Here is a 16,255-nt window from a genome sequence, read left to right on the forward strand (position 1 = left end):
AATTGTTATCTGCCATCTTAATATTTATGCTGTGTTTGCTTATTTTTTTAAGCTGAAACAGCGGGTAGGTCAACCTGTAAATTATCAATGAGCCGAGTTTGACCTAACCATGCCGCCATTAAAATCACCGCTTTTTTGCTTCTCGCATTGAGTGCGGCGAGTGTCTCTGCATCACGGATAAACAGTTCATCTGGCGTGAAGCCTGCTTGCCGTAGTAAATCTTCAGTCTCTTGAAGCAATGTATCAACGGTTTCTGGAGCTGCACTGAGCTTATCTGCCGTTTGTCTCATGATATTGTACAATTGAGGGGCTATTTTTAGCTCTTCAGCGGAAAGGTTATTATTGCGCGAACTGAGTGCCAGGCCATTTTTGGCCCTAACGGTAGGGACAGAGACAATTTGTATATCAAATGAAAGGTCATGTACCATTTTGCGAATCAGTTGTAGTTGTTGATAATCTTTTTCGCCAAAAAACGCTAAATCAGGTTGGACTAAGTTGAAGAGCTTGGTCACGACGGTGGAAACACCACGGAAATGCCCCGGACGGCTAGCACCTTCCAATATTGATGATAATTCAGGTACTTCAACAAAGGTCTGTTGATCCATTCCTTCTGGGTAAAAATCTTTCACTGACGGTGCGAAAACAAGATTGATGTCACGACGTTTCAGTTTCTCACAATCCTCTTGCAGAGTGCGAGGATAGTTGGCTAAATCAGACTGACGATCAAACTGCATGGGATTAACAAAAATACTAACAATAACAATATCGGCTTGTTGTTTTGCCTCATCAATTAAAGTCAGATGCCCATCATGCAGGTTTCCCATGGTTGGTACAAGAGCAATACGTTTACCATCTAGCTTCCAGCGGCGGATTTCACGGCGGAGGATTGGCGACGTTTCGACGATCAGCATGTGTGCATTCCTTATTATTGAGCCATAATGACATTATTCAAACGAGTGAGCTTCACTTGGGTAGATCCCCGCTTCAACTTCTTGAATATATAACCTGATAGCATCTTGCATATTGCCTGCTTGGGCAAGAAAGTTTTTGGCAAATTTAGGTGGGCGAGCTGTGATGCCTAATGCATCATGCATGACGAGAATTTGCCCATCAGTACCACTTCCTGCACCAATGCCAATCACGGGAAGCAGAAGCTCTTCAGTGATGCTGCTCGCAAGTGATGTAGGAACACATTCAAGGACCAAAAGCTGAATGCCTGCATTTTCTAAGGCGATGGCATCTTTCATTAATTGGTTAGCGGTGACCTCATCTCTCCCTTGGACTTTATAACCACCAAGTACATTAACGGCTTGTGGTGTGAGTCCTAAGTGTCCACAAACAGGTACAGAACGTTCACATAGCATCTTGACGGTATCACAAAGCCAACTGCCACCTTCAATTTTTACCATGTTAGCCCCTGCTTGCATTAAAACAGCCGCATTTGCACAGGCTTGCTCTGGTGTTGCATAGCTCATGAATGGCATATCTGCGATGATAAATGCGTCAGGAGCACCTTTGCGTACACAGCGAGTATGGTAAGCAATTTGTTCAACAGTAACGGGAAGCGTGCTTGTTTCGCCTTGAACGGTCATGCCCAGAGAGTCACCGACAAGCATGACTTGGATCCCTTGCTCTGCAAATAACTGCGCAAAGCTGGCATCATAGGCCGTGATGGTTGCGAATTTGTGTTTGTCTTTTTTGAACTGACCCAGAGTAGCCAGAGAAATGGGTTTCATTATAATAACCTCCGGAAAAGATCCCACGAATGACCCCTTCTATTAGGAAGGTCACTGTTTAGACGGTGATATCCCAATAAGTGAGGCCGTTACGTGGAACATGTGTGAGCCTTTCTGATAGTTGTTCACCATCAGGAAAAATAAGGTTAGGGGCGATCTCATAGAGCGGATATAACATGAATTCACGCTCTTTTAACCCATAATGAGGTACGGTTAGTCTTGGTGTATTAATAACTTGATGACCGAAAAGCATAATATCGAGATCAAGTGTTCTCGGACCCCAGCGTTCAGCTTTGCGTACTCGACCAAGCTCGAGTTCGATACGTTGTGTATGGTCAAGCAACGTCTCAGGCTCAAGCTCAGTTTCAAGTAGCACCGCGATGTTGAGAAAATCATTTTGATCTTGTGGCCCGAGTGGTTTGGTGCGATAGATAGACGATGTTTTGGCTACACGGCTCTTTGGAATAGCATTTAAAGCTTCAATAGCCTGTTGAGCTTGCTTTAACGGCTCACCAAGGTTACTGCCAATTGCAATATAGACCAATTCCATTCTATGACTCCTGAGTTTTATTAGGCTTACGAGCGCCAGATGAAGATTTACGTGGGCGATGGCGCTTACGCACTGGCGCACTACCTAATTCTGCAATCATTTCACGTTGTTTGGTGTTGTTTGAACGCTGATAATCATCCCACCATATAGCAAGCTCTTGTAGCTCATTTCGACGCTCAACGTTAGCTCTTAATTCTAATAAATCAAATGCAGCACGGAACTTAGGGTGCTCCATTAATTTATTGGCGCGACGCCCTTGACGACGAGGTAGACGTAATTGTAGTTGCCAAATATCACGCATGGTTGTGGTGATCCGTTTTGGTATGGCAATCGAACGGCATTGATCGTCAAGAATATCATTCATCGCGAGTGCAAAGGCATCGTAGTAAGCTAGGCCACCTTCTTGAGATAACTTTTCAGCATGTTCAGTAACCGGATACCATAACATGGCTGAAAATAAAAATGCAGGGTTAACGCGCTTATCATTTTTTAGTCTAAAATCAGTATTTTTGAGCACTTGCTCAATGATTTTTTCCATTGGAGAATCATTGTTGCTACTAAAGCGGCTACTAATAACCGGAAAGAGTTGCTCAAATAGATGATACTCTTTTAGCATCTGGTAGGTTGCGTAGCCTTGTCCGGCTTGTAATAGCTTTAATGATTCTTCAAAAAGCCTTGCGGAAGGGATATCGCGTAATAGCGGAGCAAGACGTTCGATAGGTTGAGCCGTTTTTGGCTCAATTCGCATATTGAGTTTACAGGCAAAGCGTACCGCACGTAACATCCTAACAGGATCTTCACGATAGCGCGTTTCAGGATCACCAATTAGGCGGATAATACCCGCTTTAAGATCGTTTAATCCCCCGACATAATCACGAACAGAAAAATCATCGATATTGTAGTAGAGGCTGTTAACAGTAAAATCTCGACGGATAGCATCTTCTTCGATTGAACCGAAAATATTATCGCGTAGCAACATACCATTTTTGGCTTGCTGAGAGAGATTTTTGTCTTCGGATTCATTTTGGTCATGATGGCCGCGGAAAGTCGCCACTTCAATCACTTCAGGCCCAAACATAATATGAGCGAGGCGGAATCGACGACCCACCAACCGACAATTACGGAATAATTTACGAATCTGTTCTGGGGTTGCGTTAGTGGTAATATCGAAATCTTTGGGTTTTTTACCAAGGAGTAAGTCACGCACGCCGCCGCCAACAAGATAGGCTTCAAAACCACTTTTATTTAGGCGATAAAGTACCTTCAAAGCATTATCACTAATATCACTGCGTGAAATAGTATGCTCTGAACGCGGAATTATGGTGATGTTTTCATCCGTATCAGTCGTCATTGTCTCTGGTTTCTCTGCCTGAATGCCGGCACGCTTGGAATGACGAACCGTGGTTTTTGTTTGTTTAGTGTTCTGCTCTACGGACTTTGCTATCGCAGTATCAGAATAAGTGACTGGCCTTTCACCGGCTGCCTGTGCGTCACGCGTGTCCTTGTCATTTCGCGATAAAATATTGCGGCAGAAATTTGCTACTCGGTTAAAAATAGTACACCTCGATATCGTTACTAATATTCATTAAACAAAATAAGCGGCTAATCATAGCCTACTGGCCTTTCTTTGAGAATGCTTAAACGCATAAAAGTCATTTTCAGTTATAAGCATCATCAATAATATCATGAGATGGGATCGCTTTGAGTTGCCATTTATCGGTTGCGATTTTTAAAATCTCACTCGTGCTTAAGTCCCGCCAATGCTCGATTGAAGGCTGATTTAACAACTTTAACGCATGGCATATTACTGGGCGAGGATCTGTCATAGGTAGTGCTGTAGCATGATTTTGCTTTGAGAGCTTATTATTATCATGATTTAGGATTAATGGTAAATGGGCATAATCAGGAATGGGTAATGAAAGATGGTGATATAACGAAATTTGCTGTGAGGTGGCGGGGATGAGATCGGCTCCTCTGATCACTTCCGTGACATTTTGATAGTGGTCATCAACAACCACGACTAAATGATAAGCAAACAAGCCATCTTTTCGATGAATAATAATATCTTCCTCAGCAATATTGGCTTCAGTATAAATTTCTCCTCTCAATCGATCCGTAAACTGGTAAACAGGGTGGGTTTGTTTTAAGCGAATGGCAGCGTCGTGATTAGGCAGGTACAAATTACGGCAGTGCCCATCATAATGCCCTTGCAGCTCTTTTATGCGTTGACGTGAACAGGTGCAGTAATAACTTTTTCCTTGCTGACGCAGGCTATCTAATGCGGCTCGATAAGCATCATGACGTTTTGATTGATACAGTACAGGCTCATCCCAATACAGTTGGTAATGTTCCAATGTTTTTAAAATGTTTGCAGCAGCTCCAGGCACCTCTCTGGGCGGGTCAATATCGTCAATACGCACTAGCCATTTACCTTGCTGGGCACGAGCTTGCAAATAGCTACCTAAGGCAGTAACAAGAGAGCCAAAGTGAAGATTACCAGAGGGAGAGGGTGCAAAGCGACCAACATAGGATGACGAGGGGATCTTCATTATTAGACTTCCTTATAACGGCGCAATGTGAGGTGCGCCGTTAAGGACTCCATAATTAGCGATTAGCCAGCCATTTGCTTTTCGCGAATTTCTGCTAATGTTTTACAGTCGATACACAAATCTGCGGTAGGGCGGGCTTCCAAACGACGGATACCGATTTCCACTCCACAAGATTCGCAGAAGCCAAAATCATCTTCTTCGACTTTCTTCAACGTTTTCTCGATTTTCTTAATCAACTTACGTTCACGGTCCCGGTTGCGTAATTCAAGGCTGAATTCCTCTTCCTGGGCTGCCCGATCAACAGGATCTGGAAAGTTAGCCGCCTCATCTTGCATATGAGTAACTGTCCGGTCTACTTCATCCCTGAGTTGATTGCGCCATGCTTCGAGAATGAGCTTAAAATGCGCCAACTGGGCTTCGTTCATGTACTCTTCGCCAGCCTTTTCATGATAGGGCTCAACCCCGGCAATGGCGAGAATGCTTAAGGACGATGTCTTACGTTTTTGCCCTTCTTGCATAATGCTTCTCCTACACACGCAAATTTCACAAAACCCCAAAGGGGGAAAAATTAAGGTCGCTATAAATAGCAGAAGAGTGCCCTCTTGGCAATCGTTCATGCAATGAGTTTTGTAATGCTGTGAAGGCGCGCGTGTTTATTCCTTTTTAAGCCCCCAGAACCCATTCGTCCTCGCTTTGTTAAGCGATATAACGACCATTATTTAACAGCTATAAACTTAATGTTTTTACCCAATAGCATTTTTTGTGTATTGATATCTACGTGATAACAAAGAACTTCGACACCATTTTCGATAGCTTCACCCAAAAGTTTTGCGTATTGCTTATCAATATGAGCCGCAGCCGAAACTTCGTAGATTCCCGTATGCAAAACTGCAAACAACAGTATGGCTCTTTTTTTTTCTTTAGCAATTACTGTTAATTCACGTAAATGTTTTTGTCCTCGCTCAGTGACGGTATCAGGGAAAAAACCGCAATTATTTTCCAGTAAAGTAACAGATTTAACCTCTATAAAACAATCAGGTAACCCATCACCAGATAAAAAGAAATCAATACGACTATTTTCAGAGCCATATTTCATCTCAGGCTTTATTACACTATATTCGGATAATTCTGGAATGTTATTTTGCGACAACGCTTCCGCGACTACCTGATTTGCGCGTAACGTGTTAATACAGATGAGATGATCTTGCGAGGTTTGTGTGAGTTCCCAGCTATGGGGATACTTTCGTTTTGTATTATTTGATGTTGAATACCAAATAGTATCCCCAGGTGTCGCGCAACCCGTCATCGCACCCGTATTTGCACAGTGAATGGTCATCACACGACCTTCAGGCGTGATGACGTCTGCTAAAAACCGCTTGTAGCGTTTAATCAGTGTGGCTGGCTGTAACGAGGGAATAAACTCCATATCGTCTCCGCAATAAGTCTTCAGAAAATAATCGGCAATGCTACAATCTTTATCAGCAAATGTTAAACCTCATTGGAGCTATCATCCGCGTGTTACCTATTCATGACGTTAGTAATTCCTTACTCACCGCTTTAGAAAAGTCACCTCAAGTTCTACTGCATGCCCCAACTGGTGCGGGTAAATCCACTGTTTTACCACTAATTATATTGAACAGTGGTGTGATTGAGGGGCGTATTATCATGCTAGAACCACGCCGTATTGCCGCACGTAGTGTTGCTATGCGTTTAGCTGAGCAATTAGGTGAAGAAATCGGTCACACAGTAGGGCTACGTATGCGTTCGGAAAGCCGAGTGAGCTCAAATACGCGTATTGAAGTCGTGACTGAAGGTGTTTTGACCAGAATGTTGCAAAGTGACCCAATGTTAGAAGGGATTGGTTTAGTCATTCTTGATGAATTTCATGAACGCAGTTTGCAGGCGGATCTAGGGCTAGCACTATTGTTGGATACACAACAGGCATTACGCGATGATTTAAAGATTTTATTAATGTCAGCCACTTTGGATGACCAAGGGTTGAACCGGTTGTTCCCAAATGCACCTATTGTGATATCAGAAGGGCGTACTTACCCCGTTGAACGGTATTTTTACCCTATAAATAGCAATAAACTATTTCATAAAGAGGTCGCTAATGCGGTCTGGCAACTGTGTCAAAGAGAGAAAGGGTCGTTGTTACTGTTTTTACCTGGGGTAGGTGAAATTGAGCGAACACTGACAGAACTCTCCTCAATAGTGAGTGAGGACATACTTTTATGTCCGATGTATGGTGCACTGTCTATAAAAGAGCAGCAACTGGCTATTCAAGCCGCGCCAGCAGGGAAGCGTAAAATTGTTTTAGCAACGAATATTGCAGAAACCAGCCTTACCATTGAAGGCATTCGGTTGGTCGTTGATAGTGGTTTTGAACGAATAGGGGTTTTTAACCCTCGAACGGGGCTGACTAAACTGGTTAAACAAAGGATTAGCCAAGCTTCTATGGTGCAGCGAGCAGGGCGAGCAGGACGTTTAGAGGCGGGGGTTTGTTGGCACTTATTTAGCCAAGAACAGGCTGAACGCGCTGCGAAATACAGTGAGGCAGAGATATTACACAGTGATTTAAGCTCCCTATGGTTATCGCTGTTGCAATGGGGTTGCCAAGAGACGGAGCAGCTACAATGGCTGAATGCACCACCTCGCCCCGCGATTGCCGCCGCTAAAGATTTACTGTACCGATTAGAGGCTGTCGATATACATGGGCAATTAACGTCGGTAGGTCGTGGAATGGCCGAGTCAGGTAGCTCGGTGCGGACAGCGGCGATATTATATCAGGCTCAACAAAGTCAGAACGATGAGGTCGTTAAGCTAGCCGCTTTACTCGTGGCTATTTTAGAAGAGCCACCTCGTCAGGGAAGATGTGATATTCACGACTATTTAGAAAGACCAACTGAAAATTGGTGTCGACGTGCTTCCTTGTTGAGTGGCCATAAAGTGACGGCTGCTGTAGGAAAAGCACATGCTTTAATTAGTGAGTGGTTACCTACTTTGCTAGCCGTTGGTTTCCCTGATCGGATAGCCAAAAATAGAGATAATCAAGGTCGTTATCAATTAGCGAGTGGGTTAGGTGCATCGTTAGATGAGAAGGAGACATTATCAGGTCGAGAATGGCTGATTGCACCTATGCTATGGCTGCCAGAAAGCTCAGCAGATGCAAAAATAGCCTTAGCGGTTGCGATTGAAATAGACAATTTGCGAGAGGCATGCCCCCATTTATTTTTTCAACAAGAAACGGTGGAGTGGGATGAACAAAAAGGCACATTGATAGCTTGGCGGCGGCTGCAATGTGGCCAATTAGTGGTACATTCAGAAAGATTGACTAATCCTGATAGTAAACAGATTGAACAGGCATTGTTGCATTGGTTACGCCAGAATGGTTTGAGTAGTTTGGATTGGCATTCTTCTGCTCACCAGCTACGTATTCGTTGCCAATTGGCGAAACAATGGTTTCCTGATGTCGTTTTGCCGGATGTTGATGATGCGACCTTGTTGGATTCGTTAGAGTCTTGGCTAGCACCTTATCTCAGAGGTATTACTCATCGTAAACAACTGCAAGCGATTGATGTCGGAGCACTCTTAGCGCATCGTTTAGATTGGCAGCAGAAAAAATGGTTAGATGATGCATTACCGACACATTATTTATCAGGCTCAGGGAGCTCTGTGAATATTCATTACTCTTTAGATAAAGCGCCGATGATGGAAATTCGTATGCAAGAAATGTATGGACAAGCCTCTAACCCAACCGTTGCTCATGGTAAGGTGATTGTAGCGGTGTCTTTATTGTCACCTGCAATGAGGCCATTACAAATTACCCAAGATTTGGGCGCATTCTGGCAAGGCAGTTATCGTGAGATACAAAAAGAGATGAAAGGTCGCTACCCAAAACATTTATGGCCAGATGACCCTGTTAATACGCGACCAACGAATAAAACTAAAAAAGCGCTAAATAACATTGAAAAGCATTAAATGAATGCGAATAGAAAAATACAGCGCTAAATATACTCGAAACGCGCTGTAAAAAAGCGTAACCGCTTGGGTTCATAGGTAAATCTAAGCCCTTTCATTTTTTCTTTTTGTTGGTATAAGTGAATAATACCGTTAGCAACCCAATCTAAATGTGCATAGGTATAGACTCTACGAGGGATGGCCAAACGAACGGTTTCCAGTGCTGGTCGAAGGTTTTCCCCTGTTTTTTTATCTCGTCCGTCCAAGATAATACCGCGTTCCACGTTACGTACAGCGGTTTCAAGGTAGATACTTGCAGATAAGCTTTGTGCTGGAAATTGATCTTGTGTTAAGTGTGGACAAAAACGCCGAGCATCTAAAAAGACGCCATGTCCACCAATAGGTTCAATAATAGGAACATTCGCGGCTTGCTTTTCAGCTCCGCATCCTTGATGTGTCGGAATGACTATTTAAATCCAAAGAGCTGCTGTACGGCGTGTTCAAGTTGATAAAAGTTTTGACTGCCAGCATAGGATTCATCTCCAGTCATCAAACTTGCCCACGGTTTGTCAGACATTGTATTCGTCCCACTGTCAGTCAATAAGTCGATGTAAATATCTTACGAACGTAACAGAAAAGGATTATAGCCAGCTTCATGAATTTTTATTTTGCCTGCTTGTCGCGACAATATTGATAGTGTTTCAACACTCTTTATTCGGTAAGGTTCTACTGGATACAGCATAATAACACTCCACAGGTTAATAAATTATTTAAAAAACACTTCATTGGTTATTTTTGATTAGAAAATAATTTATGAAAGTTGAAAATATTCTTTTTTTATTAGTAAGCTATAAGGAATTTTGTTTTTTTTGGCGTGTTGGTATGTCGCTGGCGATTTTTGGGATAAAATTCAGTGGTGCCTATGCAGCGAATGATAAAGATAAGTGCGAAATGAGGTTGTTTTGTGCTCTAATAGATATCTGCGACGGATGAATAATGTCTCGCAAGGTAACGTAATGAAATGTAATTAAGAGCTTTCTTCTGTGAACACTTGAGTATATTGAGTCAAAATCACGGGAAGTCAGTGCAGAATTTGGGTGATATGGAGCGACCATGTCCGGTAAAGATTTAGAACCTATCGGTAGACGTAAAAAACCGTCAACCAAAAAGAAACAGCTAAATTCACGTCGCCGCCGTGACGACTATGATTATGATGAAAAGTTATTTGATGACGATGATATTGATGAGCAAGACCTCGATGATGAAGAGGGCGAGCTAATGGCTAAGAAAAAAAATAACGGTAATAAAAACCGCCGACCAAAGAGTAAATGGCGTTGGTTTTGGTTGCTCGTTAAAATTTTTATTGTCCTTGCCGTGTTACTTGGCGCTTATGCATTTTATCTAAACCAGCAAATCAAGGAACGCCTTGATGGCAAAGTTTGGGATTTACCTGCTGCTGTATATGGCCGAATGGTTAACCTTGAACCAGGCATGGATTATAGCCAAGCTGAAATGGTGCGTTTACTTGAAGGTATGCAATACCGTAAGGTCACCAAAATCACCAATTCAGGTGAATTTTCAGTAAAAGGCAATACGATTGAAATTCTGCGTCGTCCATTTAATTTCCCTGATCAAAAAGAAGGTCAGATATTGGCACGTATGGTATTTGATCAAGGGATGCTGAAGAAGATCGAAAATATGGAAAATGGCCGTTCATTTGGTTTTTTCCGTTTAGATCCGAAGCTCATCACGATGATGCAATCGGCTAATAATGAGCAGCGCTTAGTTTTACCTTTGTCTGATTTTCCTGAGTCTTTGGTGAAAATTCTACTTGAGACTGAAGATCGTTACTTCTATGAACACGATGGGGTAAGCCTTTACTCAATCGGTCGAGCAGTAGTCGCGAACTTAGTGGCAGGTAAATCTGTGCAAGGGGGCAGTACTTTGACGCAACAGTTGGTAAAAAATCTATTTTTAACCAATGAGCGAACCTTTAAGCGCAAAGCTAACGAAGCCATTATGGCTGTGTTGTTGGATTACAACTATAGCAAAGACCGTATTCTCGAATTGTACCTGAATGAAGTTTTCTTAGGGCAAAACGGTAATGATGAAATTCGTGGTTTCCCATTAGCAAGTCTGTATTATTTTGGACGCCCAATTAATGAGTTAAGTTTAGACCAGCAAGCTCTACTTGTTGGCATGGTGCAGGGCGCGTCAACTTATAACCCTTGGACGAAACCGGAAAACGCGACAAAACGCCGTAACATTGTGTTGAAAATATTGGAAACTCGCCATGTTATCGACAATGAAATGTATCAGGTTCTTAGCGCACGTCCTTTAGGTGTGAAACCAAGGGAAGGTTTGGTCGCTTCTCAGCCTGCTTTTATGCAAATGGTTCGTCAGGAACTGAATGAAAAATTAGGTGATAAAGTTAAAGAGCTGTCAGGCGCTAAAATCTTTACCACGCTAGATCCTGTCGCGCAAACAGCAGCAGAAAATGCAGTTGAAGCCGGGGTGGCTCAGTTACGTAAAGATCGTAAGCTAAATGATATTGAAGGTGCGATGGTTGTGGTTGACCGCATTAACGGTGAAGTTCGAGCGATGGTAGGCGGTTCACAGCCGCAATACTCTGGTTTTAACCGTGCACTGAATGCTCGCCGTAACATCGGGTCATTAGCGAAACCGCCCGTTTATTTAGCCGCATTGAATGAGCCTGACCGTTTTCGTTTAAATACTTGGCTGAAAGATGAACCTTTATCGGTGAAAGTCGGTAACCAGACGTGGAAACCGAGAAACTATAGCCGTAATTTCACTGGTGGAATGATGTTGGTTGATGCACTCGCAAAATCACAAAATATTCCAACCGTCAATTTAGGGTTAGAAGTCGGCCTTGATCAGATCGTGAATATTTTTGTTCGTTTAGGTGCTCCAGCCGCGGCGATAGAAAAAGTCCCCGCGATGCTACTTGGTGCTGTAAACCTAACGCCAGCTGAAGTGGCTCAAATATATCAAACGATCGGTGGTAATGGTAACCGCGCTAAATTGTCTGCGCTGCGCTCTGTTATTGATGGTGATGGAACTGAAATTTATCAAAGTTACCCATCTGCGGAACGTGCAATACCTTCACAAGCGGCTTATCTCACCCTATACGGTATGCAACAAGTGGTTCAACAAGGCACAGGGCGCGTCTTACTCTCCAAGTTTGGCAAATACAACCTAGCTGGGAAAACAGGTACCACAAACGATTTACGTGATAGCTGGTACGCTGGAATTGACGGTAAAGAAGTCGCGATAGTTTGGATTGGTCGAGATAACAATGAACCAACACAATTAACGGGTTCAACTGGTGCTTTGAGGGTCTATCAACGTTATTTAGATAACCAAGCCCCACTGGCTCTGTTTAATCGTCCTCCTGAAGGGATCGTTGATATGAAAGTCATGCCAGATGGCCAATTTAACTGTTCAGAGTTTGGTGGTGGCCGTGTTCTACCGATCTGGACAGATAATCCTGATGCTTTATGTCAGTCGTCTTCGCATCAAGAACCTGTGTGGGATTTGAATAATCATGCCGAGCCAGCACAAGATGATGCGCCTGACTGGGTAAAAGAGATGTTTGGAAATAATTGATTGAATCTCTTGCGCTATCAAGAATCAAAAATGCCCCTGTTAAGGGGCATTTGAGGTTGTTGACAAAGCGGGATAAAAGCGTGGTTTTTCCCGCTTTGTGTTATCAGCCGAAAATCAATAAATTGATTTTCCTCGTTTATTTTCAAAACCTATTCGACTTGCCGCCAAATATAATAGGTTTGTCCGCAGTCTGAAATGCCCCTGTTAAGGGGCATTTTTATTTGCTGCAAGAAAATTAAGCAGCAGCCATTTTAGCAAAGGCAGCTTCTGCGGCTTCGATTGTTTTTTCAATGTCTTCATCGCTATGCGCAATTGACATAAATCCGGCTTCGAATGCAGAAGGGGCTAAATAAATTCCCTGTTCTAACATGAGGTGGAAGAAGGTTTTAAAGCGTTCAACATCACACTTCATGACGTCTTGGTAGCAAGTGACGGTTTTAGCGTCAGTGAAGAAAATACCAAACATACCACCTACATGGTTGATGACCAGTGGGATACCTTGCTCTTTCGATACGCGCTCTAAACCACGAGCTAATTTTTCGGTAAGCTCGGTGAGTCGAGCGTGAACCCCAGGCTGAGAGACTTCATTGAGGCAAGCTAATCCAGCCGCCATCGCTACAGGGTTACCCGACAGTGTACCTGCTTGATATACAGGGCCAATAGGGGCTAGCTTCTCCATAACTTCATAGCGGCCACCAAATGCGCCTACAGGCATACCACCGCCAATAATTTTACCTAAGCACGTCAGGTCTGGCTGTACATTGTAGTAGTCTTGTGCGCCGCCCAAAGCAACACGGAAGCCAGTCATCACTTCATCAATAATCAGTAATGCATTAAATTCATCGCACAATGCACGTAGACCAGGTAAAAACTCAGCCGTTGGCGGCACACAGTTCATGTTGCCAGCAACGGGTTCCACGATCACACAAGCAATTTCTTCTGGGTAATTTTCAAAAGCTTGGCGGACAGATGCAAGGTCATTATAGGTACATGTTAGTGTATGTTTAACGAAATCCTCGGGCACTCCCGGAGAATTGGGTTCACCCATGGTTAATGCACCTGATCCGGCTTTGACGAGCAGACAGTCAGCGTGGCCATGATAACAGCCTTCAAATTTAATAATTTTATCTCGGCCGGTGTAGCCACGCGCAAGTCGAATAGCGCTCATTGTCGCTTCAGTTCCTGAGTTCACCATACGGATCATATCGATAGAAGGCACTAACTCACAAACTAATTTAGCCATTTCAACTTCAGCAGCCGTTGGGGCGCCAAAGCTTAAGCCTTTGTTGACCGCTTTGATTACGGCATCGCGGACAGAAGGATGATTATGGCCGAGCACCATTGGGCCCCATGAGCCGACATAGTCGACATAAGCTTTACCATCAACATCAAAAATATAAGCGCCGTCAGCACGTTCAATGAACAGAGGTGTACCGCCAACGCCGTTAAAAGCACGGACAGGTGAGTTGACGCCGCCAGGGATAAGCTGTTGCGCTTCATTATATAGGTTTAAAGATTGGCTCATGCAGGGCTCCTGAATAGGGACTGATAAATAAGCTGAATAAAATAGTGGCTCTATTCTAAAGCACTGAACCAATTAAACCAAATCCATTGATTGCTATGCACAATGTGTTGAATTATGTCACAGGGCTTGAATCAATGACTAAGCTGGCGGATAATTAGCTCATTGATCTGAGTAGGCTATCTGCTTACACTGAATTACCGCTTGATCGGTCTGGAGTACAAAATGAGTGATGATGCAGCTCTGCCATTGCAGTTTACTGATGCGGCAGCAATTAAAGTAAAAGACTTAGTTTCTGATGAAGACAACCCAAACCTGCGTCTACGTGTTTACATTACCGGTGGTGGTTGTAGTGGTTTCCAGTATGGCTTTACTTTTGACGACCAAATAAATGATGGCGATATGACGATCGAAAAACAAGGTGTTGCCTTAGTTGTTGATCCAATGAGCCTACAGTATTTAGTTGGTGGAAGCGTTGATTATACTGAAGGCCTAGAAGGTTCTCGTTTTATTGTCACCAACCCAAATGCCAAATCGACATGTGGTTGTGGTTCTTCATTCAGCGTTTAAAACCTACCTGTTGAGAGGGGAATCCCCCTCTCACTCATTTATTGTCTGGATAGAGTTGTTCACACAAAGATTGCGCCGCGAATAATGCACGTGGCCCAGCGCGATGAAACCAATCTTCATTTAAACGGATAATAGGGATAGGCAGTTGTGTCTGCCAAAATTGCTGTACTGCGTTTTCTTGTGTTGGATCCCCACTCATCACGATCACTTCAGGTTTTCTAGCAAGAACTTGCTCTCGACTCACTTGAGGCCATGGTACTGCACTATTTTTAAAGATATTGTCACCGCCACACAGGGAAACGATATCGTTTTGAATCGTGTTATTACCTGTGCTAAATAGAGGTTGGGTACCGAGTTGAATAAATACCGACTTTTTAGGCTGTGCTTGTTGTGCATAGCGTTGTTGTAATTGGTGGAGTTGTTCACGCATGCCAGCAACAGATTGTTCTGCAATCTGAGGTTTTGGACTGTAATTCGCTAGTTGTTCTACGGCAGAAATGACGGACTCAATATTATTTGGGTCAAAATAGATAATTGGAATCCCTAAAGCGGCGAGCTGGTCTAGTGGACGCTGAGGGTTACCTCCTCGCCACGCCAAGATCAAATCAGGTTTTAATGCAATGATTCGTTCGACATTGATGCCCTGCCAATCAGACACTTGTTCTAATTGTTTAGCCTCAGCCGGATAGTCAGAATAGGCACTGACAGCAATTAAACTTTCTCCTAAGCCAGCCGCATAAGCTAACTCAGTATTCGCCGGTGAAAGACTGATCACACGATGTTTTGTCTCTGCAATGACTGATGAGTTAAAAAATAAGAGTAGCAATAAGGCCAGTATCGCTCTGAATGCATTGAAGGGCCATTTCATGGGATGATTGCCTTTAAAAGTAACAAAAAAGCATAAATATTAAGCATTTATGCTTTTTTATATTGAAAAAGATTAAGCTAATTCAGCTAAAATAGCCGCTATCATCAATGATGATTGACGTGCTGCAACAGGTAAAAACTCCTCAAAGCTGGTGTGCGATTCTTTATCTGCTACATCTGAAATGGCTCGTACAACGACAAACGGCACCCCAAATTGGTGGCAAACTTGGCCGATAGCGGTTGCTTCCATCTCAACTGCGGCAACATGTGGGAAATGCTGTTTAATGCGCGCTAAAGGCTCTGAGCCATTAATAAAGGCATCACCACTGCACACAAGGCCGCGTACCGCGTTCATATTTAGCTGCTGAATACATTTTTCGGCAAGGCTAATCAAGTTTGCATCTGCAATAAAGGCGGGTGGGCATTGTGCCATTTGACCATATTCATAGCCAAAAGCAGTGACATCAGCATCATGATAGCGAACTTCGGTTGAAACCACGATATCACCGACATTAAGTTTGGCATCTAAACCGCCAGCAGAACCCGTGTTAATCACAATATCCGGTTGGCAATGTTCGAGGAGTAAAGTTGTACCGATTGCTGCTGCAACTTTACCTATACCTGATTTTAGTAGTGCAACATCAACGCCATTAATTTTTCCTGTATAAATTTCGCAGCTAGCGCGGCTAATTGTTTGGCAGTTTTCAATTTGTTCACGCAGGATGGCAACTTCCTGCTCCATTGCACCTATGATACCGACTTTCATTATGTCATACTCGCTGTTGATTAATTAGACACTTAAGGTTGAGATGGCTAAAGTGTAGCATTGAACGGCCTATTTTCTCTGCCTTTTATTTTAGTCTGTACAGAAAGG

At 43.3% G+C, this 16,255-nt stretch carries 14 protein-coding genes and 1 pseudogene; 4 read left to right on the forward strand and 11 right to left on the reverse strand.

The genetic code is table 11. The features are described from left to right. Window positions 1–47: 47 nt before the first annotated feature. The 7 genes from panC to sfsA all read right to left on the reverse strand — a co-directional run bounded on the left by panC (window position 48) and on the right by sfsA (window position 6,261). Window positions 48–911, reverse strand: a complete 864-nt coding sequence (gene panC, locus M1F03_RS05675; protein ID WP_154622206.1) for a pantoate--beta-alanine ligase — start codon at window positions 909–911, stop codon at window positions 48–50. A gap of 33 nt (window positions 912–944) precedes the next feature. Further along, the gene (gene panB / locus M1F03_RS05680) at window positions 945–1,736 is read right to left on the reverse strand and encodes a 3-methyl-2-oxobutanoate hydroxymethyltransferase (RefSeq protein WP_154622205.1); all 792 of its coding nucleotides are present in this window, start codon (window positions 1,734–1,736) and stop codon (window positions 945–947) included. A 58-nt stretch (window positions 1,737–1,794) separates the two neighbouring features. Then, a complete protein-coding gene (folK, locus tag M1F03_RS05685) occupies window positions 1,795–2,286 on the reverse strand; it encodes a 2-amino-4-hydroxy-6-hydroxymethyldihydropteridine diphosphokinase (RefSeq protein WP_154622204.1) in 492 nt (163 codons plus the stop codon). Between the two features lies 1 nt (window position 2,287). Further along, window positions 2,288–3,637, reverse strand: a complete 1,350-nt coding sequence (gene pcnB / locus M1F03_RS05690) for a polynucleotide adenylyltransferase PcnB (protein ID WP_208852759.1) — start codon at window positions 3,635–3,637, stop codon at window positions 2,288–2,290. Between the two features lie 307 nt (window positions 3,638–3,944). Continuing rightward, window positions 3,945–4,835 (reverse strand): tRNA glutamyl-Q(34) synthetase GluQRS, encoded by an 891-nt coding sequence (gluQRS, locus tag M1F03_RS05695; protein WP_154622203.1) that lies wholly within the window; start codon window positions 4,833–4,835, stop codon window positions 3,945–3,947. A 62-nt stretch (window positions 4,836–4,897) separates the two neighbouring features. Then, window positions 4,898–5,353, reverse strand: a complete 456-nt coding sequence (gene dksA, locus M1F03_RS05700; protein WP_004922522.1) for an RNA polymerase-binding protein DksA — start codon at window positions 5,351–5,353, stop codon at window positions 4,898–4,900. Between the two features lie 197 nt (window positions 5,354–5,550). Further along, complete coding sequence (gene sfsA / locus M1F03_RS05705; protein ID WP_163860830.1) at window positions 5,551–6,261, reverse strand: DNA/RNA nuclease SfsA; 711 nt, start codon at window positions 6,259–6,261, stop codon at window positions 5,551–5,553. A gap of 59 nt (window positions 6,262–6,320) precedes the next feature. On the opposite strand from sfsA, the gene hrpB reads away from it, so the two are divergent. After that, window positions 6,321–8,816: an ATP-dependent helicase HrpB gene (hrpB, locus tag M1F03_RS05710; RefSeq protein ID WP_251463763.1), complete on the forward strand. Its 2,496-nt coding sequence runs from the start codon at window positions 6,321–6,323 to the stop codon at window positions 8,814–8,816. A 26-nt stretch (window positions 8,817–8,842) separates the two neighbouring features. Here hrpB and M1F03_RS05715 read toward each other — a convergent pair. Then, a pseudogene (locus tag M1F03_RS05715) lies at window positions 8,843–9,537 on the reverse strand (beta-eliminating lyase-related protein). Between the two features lie 71 nt (window positions 9,538–9,608). Between M1F03_RS05715 and M1F03_RS05720 the strand changes: the two are divergent. Continuing rightward, window positions 9,609–9,788 carry a hypothetical protein gene (locus M1F03_RS05720; RefSeq protein WP_251463764.1) on the forward strand — a complete coding sequence of 60 codons (180 nt, stop codon included), beginning with the start codon at window positions 9,609–9,611 and terminating at the stop codon, window positions 9,786–9,788. 120 nt (window positions 9,789–9,908) lie between these two features. Continuing rightward, a complete protein-coding gene (gene mrcB, locus M1F03_RS05725; protein WP_154623410.1) occupies window positions 9,909–12,422 on the forward strand; it encodes a bifunctional glycosyl transferase/transpeptidase in 2,514 nt (837 codons plus the stop codon). A gap of 235 nt (window positions 12,423–12,657) precedes the next feature. Here mrcB and hemL read toward each other — a convergent pair whose 3' ends face one another. Further along, window positions 12,658–13,947, reverse strand: a complete 1,290-nt coding sequence (gene hemL / locus M1F03_RS05730) for a glutamate-1-semialdehyde 2,1-aminomutase (protein ID WP_154623409.1) — start codon at window positions 13,945–13,947, stop codon at window positions 12,658–12,660. A gap of 222 nt (window positions 13,948–14,169) precedes the next feature. Here hemL and erpA point away from each other — a divergent pair, with 222 nt between their 5' ends. After that, window positions 14,170–14,514 (forward strand): iron-sulfur cluster insertion protein ErpA, encoded by a 345-nt coding sequence (gene erpA / locus M1F03_RS05735; RefSeq protein WP_154623408.1) that lies wholly within the window; start codon window positions 14,170–14,172, stop codon window positions 14,512–14,514. Window positions 14,515–14,548: 34 nt separating this feature from the next. Here the strand turns inward: erpA and btuF are convergent, their stop codons facing one another. After that, complete coding sequence (gene btuF / locus M1F03_RS05740; protein ID WP_154623407.1) at window positions 14,549–15,382, reverse strand: vitamin B12 ABC transporter substrate-binding protein BtuF; 834 nt, start codon at window positions 15,380–15,382, stop codon at window positions 14,549–14,551. Window positions 15,383–15,454: 72 nt separating this feature from the next. Next, the gene (gene mtnN, locus M1F03_RS05745; RefSeq protein ID WP_154623406.1) at window positions 15,455–16,147 is read right to left on the reverse strand and encodes a 5'-methylthioadenosine/S-adenosylhomocysteine nucleosidase; all 693 of its coding nucleotides are present in this window, start codon (window positions 16,145–16,147) and stop codon (window positions 15,455–15,457) included. Between the last annotated feature and the right edge of the window lie 108 nt (window positions 16,148–16,255).

It is taken from the genome of Providencia sp. PROV080 (assembly GCF_033688105.1).
GTDB classification, from domain to species: domain Bacteria; phylum Pseudomonadota; class Gammaproteobacteria; order Enterobacterales; family Enterobacteriaceae; genus Providencia; species Providencia zhejiangensis.